The 16861-nt window shown below is 41.9% G+C and carries 9 protein-coding genes and 2 pseudogenes; 7 read left to right on the top strand and 4 right to left on the bottom strand.

Annotated features, from left to right (window positions below; translation table 11 throughout):
• Positions 1–113 precede the first annotated feature (113 nt).
• A pseudogene (locus IEW93_RS20525) lies at positions 114–1289 on the top strand (Y-family DNA polymerase); the annotation flags it as partial.
• A 56-nt stretch (positions 1290–1345) separates the two neighbouring features.
• Here IEW93_RS20525 and topA read toward each other — a convergent pair.
• On the bottom strand, positions 1346–3985 hold the full coding sequence (gene topA, locus IEW93_RS20520; protein WP_188741091.1) for a type I DNA topoisomerase: 2640 nt from the start codon (positions 3983–3985) through the stop codon (positions 1346–1348).
• A 382-nt stretch (positions 3986–4367) separates the two neighbouring features.
• Here topA and astB point away from each other — a divergent pair, with 382 nt between their 5' ends.
• Positions 4368–5702: an N-succinylarginine dihydrolase gene (astB, locus tag IEW93_RS20515; RefSeq protein ID WP_188741090.1), complete on the top strand. Its 1335-nt coding sequence runs from the start codon at positions 4368–4370 to the stop codon at positions 5700–5702.
• Between the two features lie 420 nt (positions 5703–6122).
• On the opposite strand, the gene IEW93_RS20510 is transcribed toward astB, so the two are convergent.
• A complete protein-coding gene (locus IEW93_RS20510; RefSeq protein ID WP_188741089.1) occupies positions 6123–8576 on the bottom strand; it encodes a hypothetical protein in 2454 nt (817 codons plus the stop codon).
• A gap of 225 nt (positions 8577–8801) precedes the next feature.
• On the opposite strand from IEW93_RS20510, the gene IEW93_RS20505 reads away from it, so the two are divergent.
• From IEW93_RS20505 to IEW93_RS20490, 4 genes are all read left to right on the top strand, one after another.
• Positions 8802–10109: a dicarboxylate/amino acid:cation symporter gene (locus IEW93_RS20505; RefSeq protein WP_188741088.1), complete on the top strand. Its 1308-nt coding sequence runs from the start codon at positions 8802–8804 to the stop codon at positions 10107–10109.
• 128 nt (positions 10110–10237) lie between these two features.
• Positions 10238–10903 (top strand): LysE family translocator, encoded by a 666-nt coding sequence (locus tag IEW93_RS20500; RefSeq protein WP_188741087.1) that lies wholly within the window; start codon positions 10238–10240, stop codon positions 10901–10903.
• A gap of 304 nt (positions 10904–11207) precedes the next feature.
• Positions 11208–11882 carry a response regulator gene (locus tag IEW93_RS20495; protein WP_188741086.1) on the top strand — a complete coding sequence of 225 codons (675 nt, stop codon included), beginning with the start codon at positions 11208–11210 and terminating at the stop codon, positions 11880–11882.
• Positions 11873–13231 carry an ATP-binding protein gene (locus tag IEW93_RS20490; protein ID WP_188741085.1) on the top strand — a complete coding sequence of 453 codons (1359 nt, stop codon included), beginning with the start codon at positions 11873–11875 and terminating at the stop codon, positions 13229–13231. Before IEW93_RS20495 ends, IEW93_RS20490 begins: the two co-directional genes overlap by 10 nt.
• On the opposite strand, the gene IEW93_RS20485 is transcribed toward IEW93_RS20490, so the two are convergent.
• On the bottom strand, positions 13228–13923 hold the full coding sequence (locus tag IEW93_RS20485) for a 2OG-Fe(II) oxygenase (protein WP_188741084.1): 696 nt from the start codon (positions 13921–13923) through the stop codon (positions 13228–13230). The genes IEW93_RS20490 and IEW93_RS20485 overlap by 4 nt on opposite strands.
• Positions 13924–14038: 115 nt before the next feature.
• Between IEW93_RS20485 and IEW93_RS20480 the strand changes: the two are divergent.
• Positions 14039–15288 (top strand): annotated as a pseudogene (locus IEW93_RS20480) (cyclic di-GMP phosphodiesterase).
• A 328-nt stretch (positions 15289–15616) separates the two neighbouring features.
• Here the strand turns inward: IEW93_RS20480 and corA are convergent.
• On the bottom strand, positions 15617–16564 hold the full coding sequence (gene corA / locus IEW93_RS20475) for a magnesium/cobalt transporter CorA (protein ID WP_188741083.1): 948 nt from the start codon (positions 16562–16564) through the stop codon (positions 15617–15619).
• Positions 16565–16861: the final 297 nt, after the last annotated feature.

Below are 16861 nucleotides of genomic sequence, written 5' to 3'. Positions count from 1 at the left end.
GCCCCATATTAAAAAATTCTCAACTTATTGCTTCATATCGATGAGAATTACACAAATCAGGCTACAGGCTTTGTTCAGAAAGGTTTTTCATAACATTTTAGGGTGTAAAACGTGTAACGGTGAACAATGATGGTTGCATTGTTGCCGCCAATCGCCTCGCAATAAACTTGGGGATCCCCAAATTTCAGCCTTACTTTCAAGTTGCAGCAAAGTGTCGCCAGCATAACGTTGTGGTATTGTCGAGTAATTATGAATTGTACGCTGACTTATCCACTAAAATGATGCAGGTGATTGGCCAATTTGCACCTGAACAACATATTTATTCTATTGATGAGTCCTTTTTATCGTTTAAACATTGTCAGCAGGCAATCCCTTGCTTAGCGACCCATGCAAAGCGTATTCGACAAACTGTGTGGCAATACACTCGTTTGCCTGTGTGCGTCGGTATCGGCCCAACACTCACACTTGCTAAGGTAGCCAATAAAGCCGCTAAGTTATTACCATCATCCCAAGGGGTTTGTGTTATAGATAATGAGGTGATCCGCCAAGCAACGTTAAGCACACTTGCTGTTGGTGATGTGTGGGGAATTGGTCGTAAAACAGCGGCAAAATTAACCATAATGAATATCAATACCGCCTTAGACCTAGCCAATGCGTCTCCCACCATGATGCGAAAGCAATTTAGTATTGAAATTGAGCGCACTATTCGTGAGCTCAATGGTGTTGTATGCAAACAATGGGATGAAGCAAAGGCCGACAAACAGCAAATATTTTCAACCCGCAGCGTCGGCGAGCGCATTACCGATATCGACAGCTTACACCAAGCCTTGTGTATGCATATCTCTATTGCAGCGGCTAAAGCCAGAAAACAACACTCTTTATGCAAGGTAATGATGTTATTTGCACATAACTCTCCTCACGACAGTCACCCGCAAAGTTTTAAAGTCAACGTTAACTTTGCTTGTGCAACCCACTGTAGCGTTGAAATGACACAGGCAGCATCGCAGGTTATCAAGCGGCTGTACCGTCCGGGTGTTCATTATTATAAAGTGGGTGTAGGCCTACTTGATTTAGTCAACAGCCAACATCAACAACTCGACCTATTTAATGTCAGCAAAGCCAAACCACAATTGATGCAGGTACTCGATAACATTAATCACCGCTATGGTAACGATACCCTATTTTTAGGCGCACAAGGTGCACAACAAAAATGGGCTATGCACAGAAACTTTTTAACACCACAATACACCACTGATTGGCGTCATATTCCGATTATTCATTGTGAGTAAATTACAGACATAAAAAAGCGCTACCCGGAAGTAACGCTTTTTCGATTAAAGTAAAATTACTTCTTAGCTTTTTTCTTGGTTGATTCACTCACCCATTTGCCATTAACAAATTTAGCAGACCAACCTGTCGCTTTGCCGTCAATTTCTGTCGCAACGTATTGCTCTTTGGTTTTACGACTAAATTTAACCAGCGCTTTGTTGCCGTCTTCATCTTCGGTTGGGGCATCAGCAAGATAGGCATACTTAGGCCACAACAATTTGCGATAGGTAACAAGCTCCTCAACTAAAGGCGCGCGAGTTTCACGCGATTTAGGAAAGGTACTTGCGGCTAAAAATATACCTGCTGCACCATCTCTTAATACAAAATGGGCATCTGATTTAGTACATTTTAATTCTGGCAGGTAGATAGGATCTTCTTTTGGTGGCGCAGCTTCACCGTTTTTAAGCAGTTTACGAGTATTTTTACACTCGCTGTTTGTGCAACCAAAATACTTACCAAAACGGCCATTTTTAAGCTCCATATCATTGCCACAACGATCGCATTCAATGATAGGGCCTTCATAGCCTTTAATCTTAAACTGGCCCGCCTCGACTTCGTAACCGTCACATGATGGGTTATTACCACACACATGTAATTTACGTGCTTCATCAATAAGATAACTGTCCATTGCTGTACCGCACTTGCCACAGCGATGTTTAGCGCGTAGTGCATCTGTTTCAGCATCTTCGTTATCGCTAACCGCTTCTTCACCAGGAGTGAGGTTGATCGTTGTTTTACAACGCTCTTTTGGCGGTAGTGCATAACCAGAACACCCAAGAAATACTCCAGTAGAACCAGTACGGATCCCCATTGGACGGCCACAAGTAGGACATTTGATGCTCTCTGTGAGTACCATCTCATTCGGGCGCATACCACCTTCTGCCGGATCTAATTCTGCCAACAAGAGTTGCTTGGTAAAATCCCCGTAAAACCCATCAAGGACTTTTTTCCAGTCCAGCTTGCCTTGAGCAACATCATCTAACGTTTGCTCCATGCTAGCGGTAAAGTCATAACTCATGAGATCTTTAAAGCTGTCAACTAAACGCTCGCTAACAATCTCGCCCATTTTTTCGGCAAAAAAGCGGCGGTTATCTACTTTCACATAGCCACGATCTTGAATGGTAGAGATAATCGTTGCATAAGTTGATGGACGACCAATGCCACGCTTTTCAAGCTCTTTAACTAACGATGCTTCACTATAACGCGCTGGCGGCTTAGTAAAGTGCTGCTTTGGCAATAGTTTATCTAGAGCGAGCTTGTCACCCTTTTCAACCACTGGCAACGTATTGTCTTCATCGTTTTTCTTACCCATTGGCGGTTGAACGCGAGTCCAACCATCAAAACGTAATGTACGGCCACTGGCTTTTAACTCGTAATCGCCTGCTGTTACCGTTAGTCGAGTCGCATCATATTGCGCTGGCGTCATTTGACAAGCCACAAACTGGCGCCAAATCAGCTCATACAAGCGCTGAGCGTCACGTTCCATGTCGGTCAATGATGCAGACTGCACAGCAACGTTTGAAGGTCTAATCGCTTCGTGAGCCTCTTGCGCGCCTTCTTTACTGCCGTAACGAATAGGCTCGGCAGGTAAATATTTCGCCCCAAACTCTGAGCCAATCATGTCACGGACATTTTCAACCGCTTCTTGGCTTAAGTTTGTAGAGTCAGTACGCATATAGGTAATATGCCCAGCCTCATACAAACGCTGCGCCATCATCATGGTTTTTTTCACACCAAAACCTAAACGAGTACTCGCAGCCTGTTGCAGTGTAGAGGTAATAAAAGGGGCTGAAGGTTTGCTCGACGTTGCTTTGTCTTCACGTGCTGAAACCACAAAGGTTTCGTTACGTAACGCGTCAACCGCAACCTGAGCTTGAGCTTCATTAATGGGTTCAAACGCAGCAGATTGATATTTCATCACCTGCATTTTTAAACTTTCAGCTTTGCTGGTGTTTAAATCTGCGTGAATATCCCAAAACTCTTCAGGAACAAAGGCTTTAATTTCACTTTCACGCTCAACCACTAAGCGAACAGCAACCGATTGCACACGACCGGCAGATAACCCACGGGCGACCTTTTTCCACAGTAATGGTGACACCATAAAACCAACAACGCGGTCTAAAAAGCGGCGAGCTTGTTGAGCATTAACCATGTTGGTATCAAGTACCGATGGTTTACTAAACGCGTCTTGAATGGCTGTTTTAGTAATTTCGTTAAATACGACTCGTTGATACCGCGAAGCGTCGCCACCAATAATTTCCTGCAAATGCCAGGCAATGGCTTCCCCTTCACGGTCCAAATCCGTTGCGAGATAGATTTGATCAGCTGATTTAGCCAATTCTTTGAGCTCTTTCACCACTTTTTCTTTACCTGGCAAAATTTGGTACTTTGCAGCCCAACCTTGATCAGGATTGACGCCCATGCGCGCCACAAGAGCTTGTTTATCCCTGATTAGCTTGTATTTAGCTTTTTCTTCAGGCGACATTTTTCTGACTTCAGCAGCGGTTTTAGTCGCGGTTGTGCCGTCAGACGTTGATGAAGTAGGAAGATCACGGATGTGACCTACACTCGACTTCACGATGAAATCTTTACCAAGATATTTATTAATTGTCTTGGCTTTGGCCGGCGATTCGACAATAACTAGCGATTTACCCATAGTTTTATTTGCGCCAAAAAGTCTCAAAATATAGAAAATTGATTCCATATATAGAGGGTTGAGACAATAGTTTCAAGTTAATCCCTCTTTTATATAGGTTATTAAGTCATTTTTTAAACAATCATAAAAAATAGAAAAAATAATATGCGTTTTTTAAACGTAATTTTTCACTTAATGATACTTGCGAGCATCTTCAGTGCATTTTTAGTCATTTATGCGTGTTTGTGCAAAATTAGCACGCCTTGTTAACCCCATTAGCTTCAGTATACTGACTTTAATTTAGTGTTAACTGACCTGAACAATCACGTCTCCTTTTTTATAAGTAACACAAAAAAGTGTAACTACAATAATAATTATTCACAAAAATTCTCAAGGATCACGAATGAAGCATTTTGAAGCAAACTTTGATGGCTTGGTTGGACCAACCCATAACTATGCCGGATTATCGTTTGGTAATGTCGCCTCATTAAGTAATGCAGCGCTAACCTCAAATCCAAAAGCGGCTGCCAAACAAGGGTTACAAAAAGCCAAGGCATTAGCAGATTTAGGTATGGTTCAAGGTGTATTAGCCCCTCAGGAGCGCCCAGATCTATACACACTACGCCGAATTGGCTTTTCGGGGTCAGATGCTGAAGTTTTACAAAAAGCGGCCCAACAGGCTCCTGCATTGCTTAATGCCTGTTGCAGCGCATCAAGTATGTGGACCGCAAACGCAGCTACTGTATCACCCAGTGCCGACACCCGTGACGGTAAAGTGCACTTTACCCCAGCAAATTTAGTGGATAAATTACATCGCAGTATCGAACCCATCACCACAGGCAATATTCTCAAAGCAACTTTTAATAACGATCGACACTTTAGACATCATCAACACCTTCCAGAGCACACAAGCTTTGGTGATGAAGGCGCAGCAAACCATACGCGTTTATGCAGCGAATATGGTCACGCTGGCGTTGAGCTATTTGTTTATGGTCAAGAAGCCACCAACCCAAGTGCTGTTAAACCAATAAAGTATCCGGCACGCCAAACGTTAGAAGCATCACAGGCAGTAGCACGTTTACATCAGCTTGACGATGAAAGCTGTGTATTTATGCAGCAAAATCCTGATGTTATCGATCAAGGTGTATTCCACAATGACGTGATTTCCGTCGGTAACCAAAACGTGTTGTTTTATCATGAGCAAGCATTCTTAAATACCGACGCAAAATTTGATGAAATTCGTCGTAAAATGAACACTGAAATGCATTTTGTTAAAGTGGCAACCAGCCAAGTATCAATCGATGATGCGGTTCGTAGTTACTTGTTTAATACACAGATTATTACTTTGCCTTCTGGCGAAATGGCGATTATCGCCCCAACTAATTGCCAAGAAAACCCGGCGGTATTTGCTTACTTAAATGAACTGGTCACACTTGGCACACCGATTAAGCAAGTGCGCTATTACGACGTAAAACAAAGTATGCAAAATGGTGGAGGCCCAGCTTGTTTGCGTCTACGCGTTGCAATGAACGAGCAAGAAGTCGCTGCGGTAAACCAAAACACCTTAATGAATGACGCCTTATTTACTCGTTTAAATGCCTGGGTTGATAAACATTACCGTGACCAACTCACGGTAAGCGATCTGGCAGACCCACAATTGATTATCGAGTCACGCACTGCATTAGATGAATTAACGCAAATTTTAAAGCTGGGCAGTGTGTATCAATTCCAACGTTAAAAATAATATCGAAAGAAAAAGCCAGCCACTTTCGTCGCTGGTTTTTTTATGCGTGTCCCGGCCTGAGATAAGTTGACACATTGGGGACTTATACCAATTCCACTAATTATCTGGTCATTCAGCGGGAATTCTGTGCCTTCTAGGCAAGTAATAGGATTGTAGGCATAGTTGCTCTACGTCAAAATACTATTAAGCAGCATAGAAGGCACAGAAACCCGCCTTGCAGGAGGCGCTCAGACTGTCCATTTCTTTGTTGCATTGCCTTAGAAGGGAATAACCATTATTTCAACAATGCGCCTCAAACTGAACAGTCTGAGCGACTCTGATTGGTCACATAATTAATGGAAATGGTATTATCTATGAAACAAAAAGGGCGCTAAATGCGCCCTTCTATAAACAACTTCACACATTAATTAACGATTAAAGAATAGTAACCCCAATCGATACTACCTGAGTGACTAAACCATTAGGTGATTCTACTTCCACAAGGAAAACACCAGTGTTGGGTTCATCCTCACCTTTAATGGTGGTCGTAAATTGGCGTCCACCATTGTAGTTAGAACTAGGCCATGTGTATTCACTGGTGCTCACAACAGAACCTGCAGAAGTGGTAAATCTAACGATAGAGCCTGCTGGCATTTGTTGGTTATGTAAATCAGAGATGGTAAATGTTGCTGTTGCAGAACCTTTACCCACAATCGTCATGCTGCTTTCACCAGAATGAGTTCCCGTACTGTCTACAACGATAATCTCAGCTGGCGCTGTTGCATATGCAGTACTACCAGACATCACTAGTGTTAAACTACGACGAACGAATAATGATTTAGATTCTGTAACACCGTCTGCACAAGCATTGTGAACAGGGTCTGAACACAAAACACCATTATATTTACCGTCTTTGAGGTCAAATACACCGTTAGAGTTAAAATCAATTAATTCTTCTAATGTGCCACCTAGCTGACCGTTTGTTTGCTCAGGGTTAAAATATCCATCTTCGTTATAGTCGTTAAATGCATCATTTAAATCAAAACTTTCTCCAGTAACGTCTGTACCAGAAATAAACTGAGACGCTTCTGCAGCATCAAAACGGCCATTACCATTTAAGTCAGGAAACGACTCTTCACCAATAGCGGTCGCGGTAATAGTTGCACGACCACCATATTTTTGACCATAAATATTGCCATACAGATCACGTGCAGAATCGTATCCAAGTGTTGCGTTAGGATTACGGATCATTTCTCCTGCAGGATTGAGAAGGGTTTCACCTTCTGGTCTTGGCAACTGACTTGTCCATGTAACAGAACAAGCACCATCAAGTGTTTGGCAGGCATCTTCAATAGAACCACCTTCAGTGGTAAACGAGACCGTTGTTCCATCGGGTACAGGGTTGTTAAAAGCATCAGCCATACGAGCAGTAATAGTGACGGTTGTGCCATCAACATCCCAGCCCTCAGCATTTAACAACGTTGCTGCTAGCGAAAAGCTGTCTTGATCAGGAATACCCGTTGACACGATTAATTGGCTTGATTGACTCGAAATAGCCGGAATAGCCCCATTATCAACAGTTGCAGTCACGCGTAAAGACGTCGCAACAGTACCCGTGGTAACTACAGTTTGCACTAGACCATCGCTATCTGTGGTTGCTTCAATAGGATCTATGCCTACACCACCAACCGTAGTATTAAGAGAAAACTTCACATTTTGATTAGCAACCACATTGCTGTTTTTGTCTAACACTTTGAATTGAACAACTGATGACTCGGTACCGCCAGTTCCTAAAATACTGATGTTTTCAGGGGTAGCAGACATAAACACAATACTGCCAACATCAGCTTGAAGTACATTGATAGTGCCAACAGCAGATAAGCTAATACCACCTGCGCTTGCCGTCACATTGATTTGATCAACGCCAACACAGCCTTCCGCTCGATAAGTCGATGTAGCGACACCATTACTAGATGAGACGGGCGAGCTAATTACGGCTTGAGCAGGGCTTTTGGTTGCACATGTTGAAGAGAAATAAACATCAACAGGTTCAGTATAAGGATTGCCTTCATCGTCTTGTATCGAAACTGAAATTGTCGCAGTTCCGCCAGCTGATAAATCGGTAGCACTAATAGAAGCAACGCCTTCAACAAATGGAGTGCCACTACCCATAACAACATCAGTCGCTCCCACTACTACTATTGTCGAACCGGTTTCATTTGTCGATAAGGTCGCCGTAGCTTCACCCGCACCGAGTGTGCTACCAGCATAAATATCCACTGTAGCTTTACCAGATGAGTTAGTCACAGCTGTTGTCACTGGTAAATCACCAATTGAACTTGCAAATGTCACGATTGATGTTTTGCTAATCCCTGTTACTGTTGCCGTCAACTTACCCGGCGATAACGTACTGATAGAATCAATACTGTTACCTGCAGAGTCGGTTAACACTAACGACACTTGCGCGCCACCGTCAGCCGCACCACCATCACCCACCATAGTGACATATAATGACGCTGTTTCGCCTTCAGCAGTCGTTGCTGTAACGGTTGCTCCAGTGTTAATTTCTGCAGTATCTAACTGAATAGTTGCCACACCGTTTGAATTGGTAACAACTTCACCAGTACTAGGAGAAAATGTACCGTAGCTATCATTATTCAGCTCAAAAGTGATAAGCGTATTAACCGCATCACCGTTGGAATCTTTAACTGTAGCGGTAATAATTGCAGGCTCAGCAACCGAGATTTGAGTGTTGTCGATAGTTAAGGTTATTGTTGTCGTTGTATCTTCATCTCCCGAACCGTCATCTGTAATACTTCCTCCACCGCCGCATGCGAAAAGAAAGAATGAACATAAAAGTGCTAAACAAACTTTGTATGCTGACCTCATTGTCAGGCTCCCTGTTACATTAAGATTAAACTAAATAATTATTATAGTTACTTATAGATTAACAATACGCAAATATCTTGCAACTTTACCATAACTCTATTGTTTTCTGTGTCATTTATCAGCTAAAACTTTCACTTTCTGGTCATTTCCTAAAATGTTGATTCCTGCTAGTCTTTAGCACATTCAATAAAAAGCTTAAAATAATATAATGAAAAGGAACACTCTGTGAGTAAACTAAGCAAGCTCGGACTCACGAGCAAAATTTTAATCGGTATGGCAATAGGCATATTATTCGGCCTTGCATTACGAAATTTCTTCCCTGGTAGTACATTTATTCAAGAATACATCACAGATGGATTCTTACATGTCATTGGCACCATTTTTATTTCAAGCTTAAAAATGCTCGTTGTGCCTCTGGTGTTTATTTCACTGGTTTGTGGTACTTGCTCTCTAAGCGATCCATCAAAGTTGGGCCGTCTTGGCGGTAAAACCATCTCTTTTTATCTATTTACCACTGCCATTGCACTTACCATTGCTATTTTAGCTGCTGTTGTGATCCACCCTGGTAATGCAAGCCTTGCGGGTAATGCTTTAGAGTACACGGTTAAAGATGCACCAAGCTTATCTGAAGTACTTATTAATATCGTACCCACAAATCCTATGCAAGCGATGAGTGAAGGCAACATGCTGCAGATCATTCTATTTGCAGTTATTTTTGGCTTTGCTATCTCACACATTGGTGAGCGAGGCGCTCGCGTCGCTTCATTCTTTAATGACCTCAACGAAGTCATCATGCGTGTGGTCACGTTAATTATGCAATTAGCGCCATACGGTGTTTTTGCCCTCATGGCCACATTAAGCTTAACGCTGGGTTTAGAAACCTTTGGCAGTGTTGTTAAATATTTCTTCTTAGTGGTAGCAGTGCTCTTTATACAAGGTTTGGTGGTTTATCCCACATTATTGAAATTATTTTCTGGCCTGAGTCCACTGATGTTTTTGCGTAAAATCCGCGACGTACAGCTATTTGCCTTCAGTACAGCTAGCTCTAATGCAACCTTACCTGTCACCATTGAAACCTGTGAACACCGTATGGGCGTAGACAATAAAATTGCATCATTTACTTTACCATTAGGCGCTACACTCAACATGGATGGCACCGCCATTATGCAAGGCGTTGCCACCGTCTTTATTGCTCAAGTATTTGGTATTGAACTGAGCATCATGGATTATGCAACCGTAGTCGTGACCGCGACTTTGGCATCAATTGGTACTGCAGGTGTGCCAGGTGTCGGCTTGATCATGCTTGCTATGGTACTTAATCAAGTCGGATTACCGGTTGAAGGCATTGCTCTGATTATTGGCGTGGACAGAATGCTCGATATGATCCGCACCGCTGTCAATGTCACCGGTGACGCGGTCGCCACGGTGATTATTGCTAAATCTGAAGGTGAGTTTAACCAAGAAACCTTTACCAATTCACAAGCAGGTAAAGCTGCTAAAAGTTTTGAAGAGCAAGTACTTAACAGCAAATAACAGGCTTAATAAGTTCAAATATAAAAAAGCGCTAATATAGCGCTTTTTTATTACCTTTTTTTTGTGTAACTGTGTCATTATCATTGGCTTAGTCAAACTAAACCACTGTCACTAGAGCACAATAAACAATGGACATCACATTATTAGCCAGTTTAGCGGTTATTCATATCGTCGCACTAATGAGCCCAGGGCCAGACTTTGCCATTGTGGTTAAAATGGCCACACAACAAACACGTTTAACCGCAGTGTATTGTGCGTTAGGGATTGCAGCCGCTATTTTGGTTCATACGTTATTGTCACTATTGGGAATAAGCGTAATGATCCAGCAATCACCGTTAGCCTATATGGCAGTTCAGCTAATTGGTAGTGGGTATTTAGCCTGGATGGGTTTGGGGGCACTAACATCAGCATTGAAGGCGCTTAAATTAAAACGCCAGCCCGCAACACTGGTCACAGCATCAATAGATAATGTCGCAAACATTTCATCGTTTAAGGGGTTTAAAACAGGTCTGTACACTAACTTACTCAACCCAAAAGCATTAATATTTTTTATCACTCTTTTTACTGTTCTGATTACTCCACAAGTAAGTTCTGCCACTAAAATCGCGGCCGCAATATTATTATTTAGTCTCTCTTTTATTTGGTTTGGATTATTGGCGCTGGTATTGTCAAAACCCCGTATCCAACAAAAATTATTAGCCGCTAACACGATTATTGATTTATTAGTTGGAGTTATTTTTATCACCGTCGCGATAACGATTGCCGCTAATATCATAAGTGATTGGCTAACCTAAGTAGGCGGCTCACCTCAGGCAGTATCAGCCTATGAAGCCACCATAACCATCAGTTCAATAACTTAATCGCTTTGTCTCACTGTTTTTTTTGATCCCTATATATGCGTCAGCAACACAAAAGCGCCCCTGCCACATTCGATTGAATAACCGCTGTAAAAAGTTGATTAATTGCATGTGTTTGAACACCCAAATTTGATAGCGCCAGACAAAACCAAAAAGCGAGGGTATTTATTACGGTTAATATTCAATCAAACCTAGAGATAAGGTAATATGGCTGTTTTATATCTCCTTGTTAAGGTTAACAATGCGTATCTTGGTTATCGAGGACGATCCTATATTATCGCATCACTTAAGTGTGCAGCTTAACGATGCGGGTAATCAGGTCCAGGTGGCGTTAACTGCAAAAGAAGGGTTTTACCAGGCAACAAATTACCCTATTGATATCGCCATTGTTGATCTGGGCCTTCCAGATCAAGACGGCATCAACCTTATCAAATCACTGCGCCAAGCCGACGTAAAAATTCCCATCATCATTTTAACCGCTCGATTAAGCTGGCAAGATAAAGTGGAGGCCCTCAATGCAGGTGCAGACGACTACTTAGTAAAACCTTTTCAAAAGGAAGAACTTATAGCAAGGCTTGATGCTATTGTACGACGCAGTGGTGGGTTTGTTCGGTCGGTCATTACAAGTGGTCACTTGCAACTTGATTTAGCGGCCAAACAGGTGAGCTTAAAGCAAGTGCCCGTAGATATCACAGCATTTGAATATCAACTGCTAGAGTACCTGATGCGCCACTGCCATGAAGTTGTCGCCAAACAACGTTTACTCGACGTGATCTATGCAGACAAAGAAGGTGACCCCAATACGATTGAAGTCATAATAAGTCGGCTGCGCAAAAAACTCACTCAAGGTGGAATGCCTGAGCCCATCGTGACCATCCGCGGTCATGGCTATAAGTTTAATCACCCATGCGACTAACTCTGCATCCTAAAAAGCGCTTACTCACCAGGATGTTTGCAACTTCCTTGTGCATTATCGCACTGGTAGGATTTGGTTTAGCATGGTTAATTAATTTGCTGCATGCTCAGCACAGTTACAACCAAACTACCCGCTCACTGATTGCAAAGCTGCCCATTATTGCGGCTGAATTTCGCGAAAATAATCTGATACCTATTACCCAAGCTCGCGAAGAAGATGACATCGACACGCAGTATATTATGGCAACCTGCGACTCCGCTTATACCACCTTGTGGCGTTCGGAATACGCCATAAATGAAAACTTAACTCAAATATGCGAGCAATACCTTGCCATCAAAGACAACTTAGCGCCGTTTTATCTTAACTTTAACCAAACACAAAGTTATTTTGCCTACTTGCTCAGCATAGATGTCGACGCACAAATGTATCATTTGTTGATTTTACAAGACGCCAGCGAGCTGAAAAAAGAACTCAGCCAGTTTAATCGTTTAACTTATTTTAGGCTCGCTATCGTGTTATTTATTGCCTTAATAATGCTAATGAGTGCGGCATATTGGAGCATGAGACCACTAAGGCAATTGAAACACGAATTACAGCAGTTACAAGGTGGGCAACAACGCAGTTTATCTGACGATTACCCAGAAGAATTAACTGGCATAACTACAGCGCTCAATCAATTAATCAGTCAAGCTGATGCGCGCCAAACTCGCTATCAAAATGCAATGAACGATCTTGCCCACAGCCTAAAAACACGCCTGGCAGCGAGCATGGCAATTATTGACGATAGAGACTTAGATAATGAACAACAAAATAGACAAATTTTAAAACAAATTAATGACATGGATCATCTAGTTCAATACCAACTCAAGCGCGCTATGCTAGGCCAGCAAGGGCTTCATTTTCAACATACCCACATGATGCCAATTGTTGAATCACTCGGCCAAATGCTCACAAAACTATACCAGTTAAAATCCGTCACTTTTACTCATAACATAAGCCCTCACATAACGATTCCGTTAAGCAAAGGAGATGTGATGGAACTGATGGGCAACTTAATGGAAAACGCTTTTAGATTGTGTGCCTGCCAGGTAAAAGTAATCATACAATACACAGATAACAACCAAATACGTGTCTGCGTAGAAGATGACGGCCCAGGAGTTGATGACACCATAAAACAAAAAATCCTTCAACGAGGCATGCGCGCAGACACGCAGTCATCAGGTCAAGGAATTGGCTTAGCTGTTTGCCAAGAGATAGTCACCAGTTATGGCGGAAATCTAAGGGTTAACGCCAGCAATCTGGGCGGCGCCGCATTCATAATTGAGATCCCTCTCTCTAACAATGCTTAGCTCAGTGGCGCATACAATTGCTCTGCACGGTTAAACATCGCCCACGATGTAGCAATATATTTGTCATTACTAATGGGTACATTGCCACGATGGCTATGAGTAAACCCAGCAGGCGCTATGACCATAGTGCCTTTTTTAGGGCGAATTTTTCGTTGCTGGTAATAAAACTCCGTTTCACCACCCTCTTCAACATCGTTCAAATAAAACATATATAACACAACCCGGTGTAATGCTTCATTGTGACCCTTTTGCGGAAACTGCTCAGAATGCCAATGAGGATATCCGCCCACGCCTTGCTGATAGTGTTGGATATTAATCGCACCACTACGGTATAAATACTTGGTTAAGGTACTGGCTCTTGGTTTGCCCAATGAGTCGAAATTATCCGGTGTTAAGGTTTGCGCTTTACCGCTTTCGTCGGTAACTTGAATAGAAACCGCGCCCATTAATGCCAAAGAATATTGGGTAAAATAATTGCTTATATGACTAAACGTTGCCGCTAAAAGCTCATTTTTTAATTCTGCTAAATCAGAAAAAGCATCTAACATTAAATCATGGCTGCGCTTTTTTTCATGATCAACACCAAATCCGGTTTGCCCGGGCACCACATTTGGGTGTGCGGTAAAGGCTGCAATTAAACGATCGCACAGGTCATCACTTATTGCATTGGGATATACTTCAATAAAATCCATAGGAGATAACTATTTTTTGTCTATTTATAGTATTATGCTGCCACGTAAACAAAGCCTCTGTAAAGCATAACGCCAACATAGATCATTGCTCTTCAAGGTCACTAACACTCCTATTATGAAAAAGAATCAAAAAGTCGCTGTAGATCAACTTGAAGTAGGAACGTTTATTCGTCTGCCCATGTCATGGAAAGACCACCCATTCTTATTCAGCAGTTTTAAAATCAAAAATACCGCTCAAATTGAGTTGATTAAAGCGTTAGGGCTCAAAGATGTATTTTTCGATCCTGAAAAAAGTGATGTAGAACCCGTTACCTCAGCTACTGCAGAACAGATGCCGCCAACAGAAGAAGAAATCAATACACTAAAAGAGCAAATGCTGAGTGATAAAGCGGCCAAAATCGAAGAGCAAAAAAAGCTAAAACGCGACTTAAAAAAAACCGAACAACAGTTTGAACGATCTGTTGCCATGATGCGTTCAATGGTGGCAAAAGTCAGCAGCCGACCACTAAATGCCGTTAACGAAGCAAAAATCTCATCAACAACATAACCAATATGTTGCTCAATAGCGATAACCTAGCATTGCATTTAATGGGCGATGCCAAAAACGATGAACATATATACCATCACTCGCTAAACGTAGCGATGCTGTGCATGTTAATGGCTAAAGAACTCGAGTGGACACGCGAAGAAGTCCAAACCATTGGACTGGGTGCATTATTTCATGACATAGGAAAGCTCAAAGTACCCAGCACCATTTTAAATAAACGCGTGCCGCTGTCTGCGCCGGAAGAAAACTTCATCAAACAGCATCCGTTGATGAGCATTAACTTTCTAAAATTGGCAGACAGTTTCCCCGAAGAAGCTAAACCATTAATTGCAAATCACCACGAATTTTTAGATGGTAGCGGCTACCCTCAAGGACTCAAAGCAGACAGTCTTGATAAACTCTCGCAACTTATAGCCGTTGTGAACGAATACGACAACTTATGCAATGGCACCAACCAAATCAAAGGAAAACCACCAAGCGTAGCCTTAGGATTGCTATACAAAAACTACAACAACAAACTTAATGCTGAATACGTAAGCAAGCTTATCAAAATGCTCGGCATTTACCCTCCAGGGAGTATTGTTGAGTTATCGAGTGGCCAATTTGCAATCGTTATGTCGGTTAATTTGCAACAATTATTGTTCCCAAATATTGTGGTTTATGATCAACTGGTCCCTAAAAACCAAGCCCCGATCATTAACTTACAAAATCACAACATGACTATCGTGCGTAGTTTACCGGCAGCAGCTTTGCCTAAAACCGTTCATGCATACCTCAACCCTCGAGATAAAATCAGTTTTGGTATTGGTGCAAATTAATCCCAATCAGGATATATAAGTGATTAGGGTCTGTTGATCTTTCAAGATTGTTTTTGCAGCGAATTGTTGGTCTTTACTCACATATATAACTGCGCGGCAGAGACTTTGAGGTGTAGTTATTCTACATAAAAAGTCGATAACGCAGTAAAAATGGCCAACAAACGCTGCCCAAAGGGTTCGGCTAAAACGTTATAAGCGATGTTAATCACATTCTTGTGCTGATGGGGTTAAATGAGACTAAAAGTAAAGCCACCTGTGTTTAGCAGATGGCTTTTTATATCACCCAGTTTTTTACATAAATTTATACTGAAAACGTATTTCCAATTAACTACAACCAACCTTTACGTTTAAAGAAAAAATATGTCCCGGCGGCACTGGCCAGCATGAGAGCAACAGCCAGAGGATAACCAAATCGCCAATCAAGCTCTGGCATGATATTAAAATTCATACCATAGCTACTGGCGATTAAGGTCGGCGGTAAAAATACCACCGCCGATACTGAAAATATCTTAATAATTTTGTTTTGTTGTAAACCACTAAAGCCCATCGCCGCATCGAGTAAAAACTGTAACTTATCGAAAATAAATTGGCTATGAGGCATTAAAGACTCAATGTCTGACAACATCTCACGAATGTCTTTTAAATTTTCATCCGACAAACTTTCACGATAATAACGTTGCATATATCGTAATGAGCGTTGGGTATCGAGTAAACTTAAACGAATTTTTCCGTTAGAGTCTTCTTGCAGTGTAATAAGTTTAAATACGTCATCGAGTTCTTCGTCGTTAAAAACTTGTTCACCCACATTTTCTAACACGCTATACACGTCTTCAATTAAGTCAGATAAGTAATCTACTTTTAGATTAAACAACTCTAGCAACAGACCTTGAGGCGTGGTGATGTCTAATCGCCCTAAACGTAAATAGTTGCGCATTAAACGTATTAAGCCAACATCTTCCTCGCGAATGGTCAGCAAAAAATCTTTACGTAAGTTAAATGACACGTTGACCGCACGCACATCAGAGCTCACTCGTTGGGGAAATAACGAGTTAATGTGCAAACCATCTTGGTTTTGATAAAACCGCGCCGACGCTTCAATCTCTTTAATGTCTTCTTCGTCTGGCACTTCTTCAGCAGAAAACGAACTTAGCCAATCTCGCTCTTTATCATCAGGTTTAAATAAGTCTAACCACAAAGTCGATTCTGGCACATTGTCACCCACTTTTAATTCAGTGGTCACCAGTTGTTTATTTTGATAGGCATATGCTGTGATCATCGCTCCCCCAAAAGTGTCAAGTCAACTCGACTTAACCACATAAAATCTGCACAATTTGTGCGCTAGTTTACTCAACTACAACCTAATGAAAAGCAAAAACTGAACAACATTGAATAATCGTAGCAGTTAGCTTAAAAAACAAACCCTCAATATTAAAAAGCGCCCTAATTGGGTAACACCTATCACTTAAGGTGTTTAGAGCGAACAGGGTAGCGAGTTTTATTGATACGAACGGTCCTTGCTTTGGGCCGTTTTCTTTTTTGGGGCAGTATGTAGCGTTTAACTCTCTCCCGCATG

Source organism: Shewanella inventionis (assembly GCF_014641855.1).
In the GTDB taxonomy this organism is placed as follows: domain Bacteria; phylum Pseudomonadota; class Gammaproteobacteria; order Enterobacterales; family Shewanellaceae; genus Shewanella; species Shewanella inventionis.
This window is presented reverse-complemented; position numbering and strand designations above follow the sequence as displayed.

What these genes read in the sequence shown, in the direction of transcription:
- topA (WP_188741091.1), bottom strand. Translation starts at nt 3,985, where the DNA reads ATGGGTAAATCGCTAGTTATTGTCGAATCGCCGGCCAAAGCCAAGACA.
- IEW93_RS20490 (WP_188741085.1), top strand. Translation starts at nt 11,873, where the DNA reads ATGCGACTAACTCTGCATCCTAAAAAGCGCTTACTCACCAGGATGTTT.
- IEW93_RS20485 (WP_188741084.1), bottom strand. Translation starts at nt 13,923, where the DNA reads ATGGATTTTATTGAAGTATATCCCAATGCAATAAGTGATGACCTGTGC.
- IEW93_RS20510 (WP_188741089.1), bottom strand. Translation starts at nt 8,576, where the DNA reads ATGAGGTCAGCATACAAAGTTTGTTTAGCACTTTTATGTTCATTCTTT.
- IEW93_RS20500 (WP_188741087.1), top strand. Translation starts at nt 10,238, where the DNA reads ATGGACATCACATTATTAGCCAGTTTAGCGGTTATTCATATCGTCGCA.
- IEW93_RS20495 (WP_188741086.1), top strand. Translation starts at nt 11,208, where the DNA reads ATGCGTATCTTGGTTATCGAGGACGATCCTATATTATCGCATCACTTA.
- corA (WP_188741083.1), bottom strand. Translation starts at nt 16,564, where the DNA reads ATGATCACAGCATATGCCTATCAAAATAAACAACTGGTGACCACTGAA.
- astB (WP_188741090.1), top strand. Translation starts at nt 4,368, where the DNA reads ATGAAGCATTTTGAAGCAAACTTTGATGGCTTGGTTGGACCAACCCAT.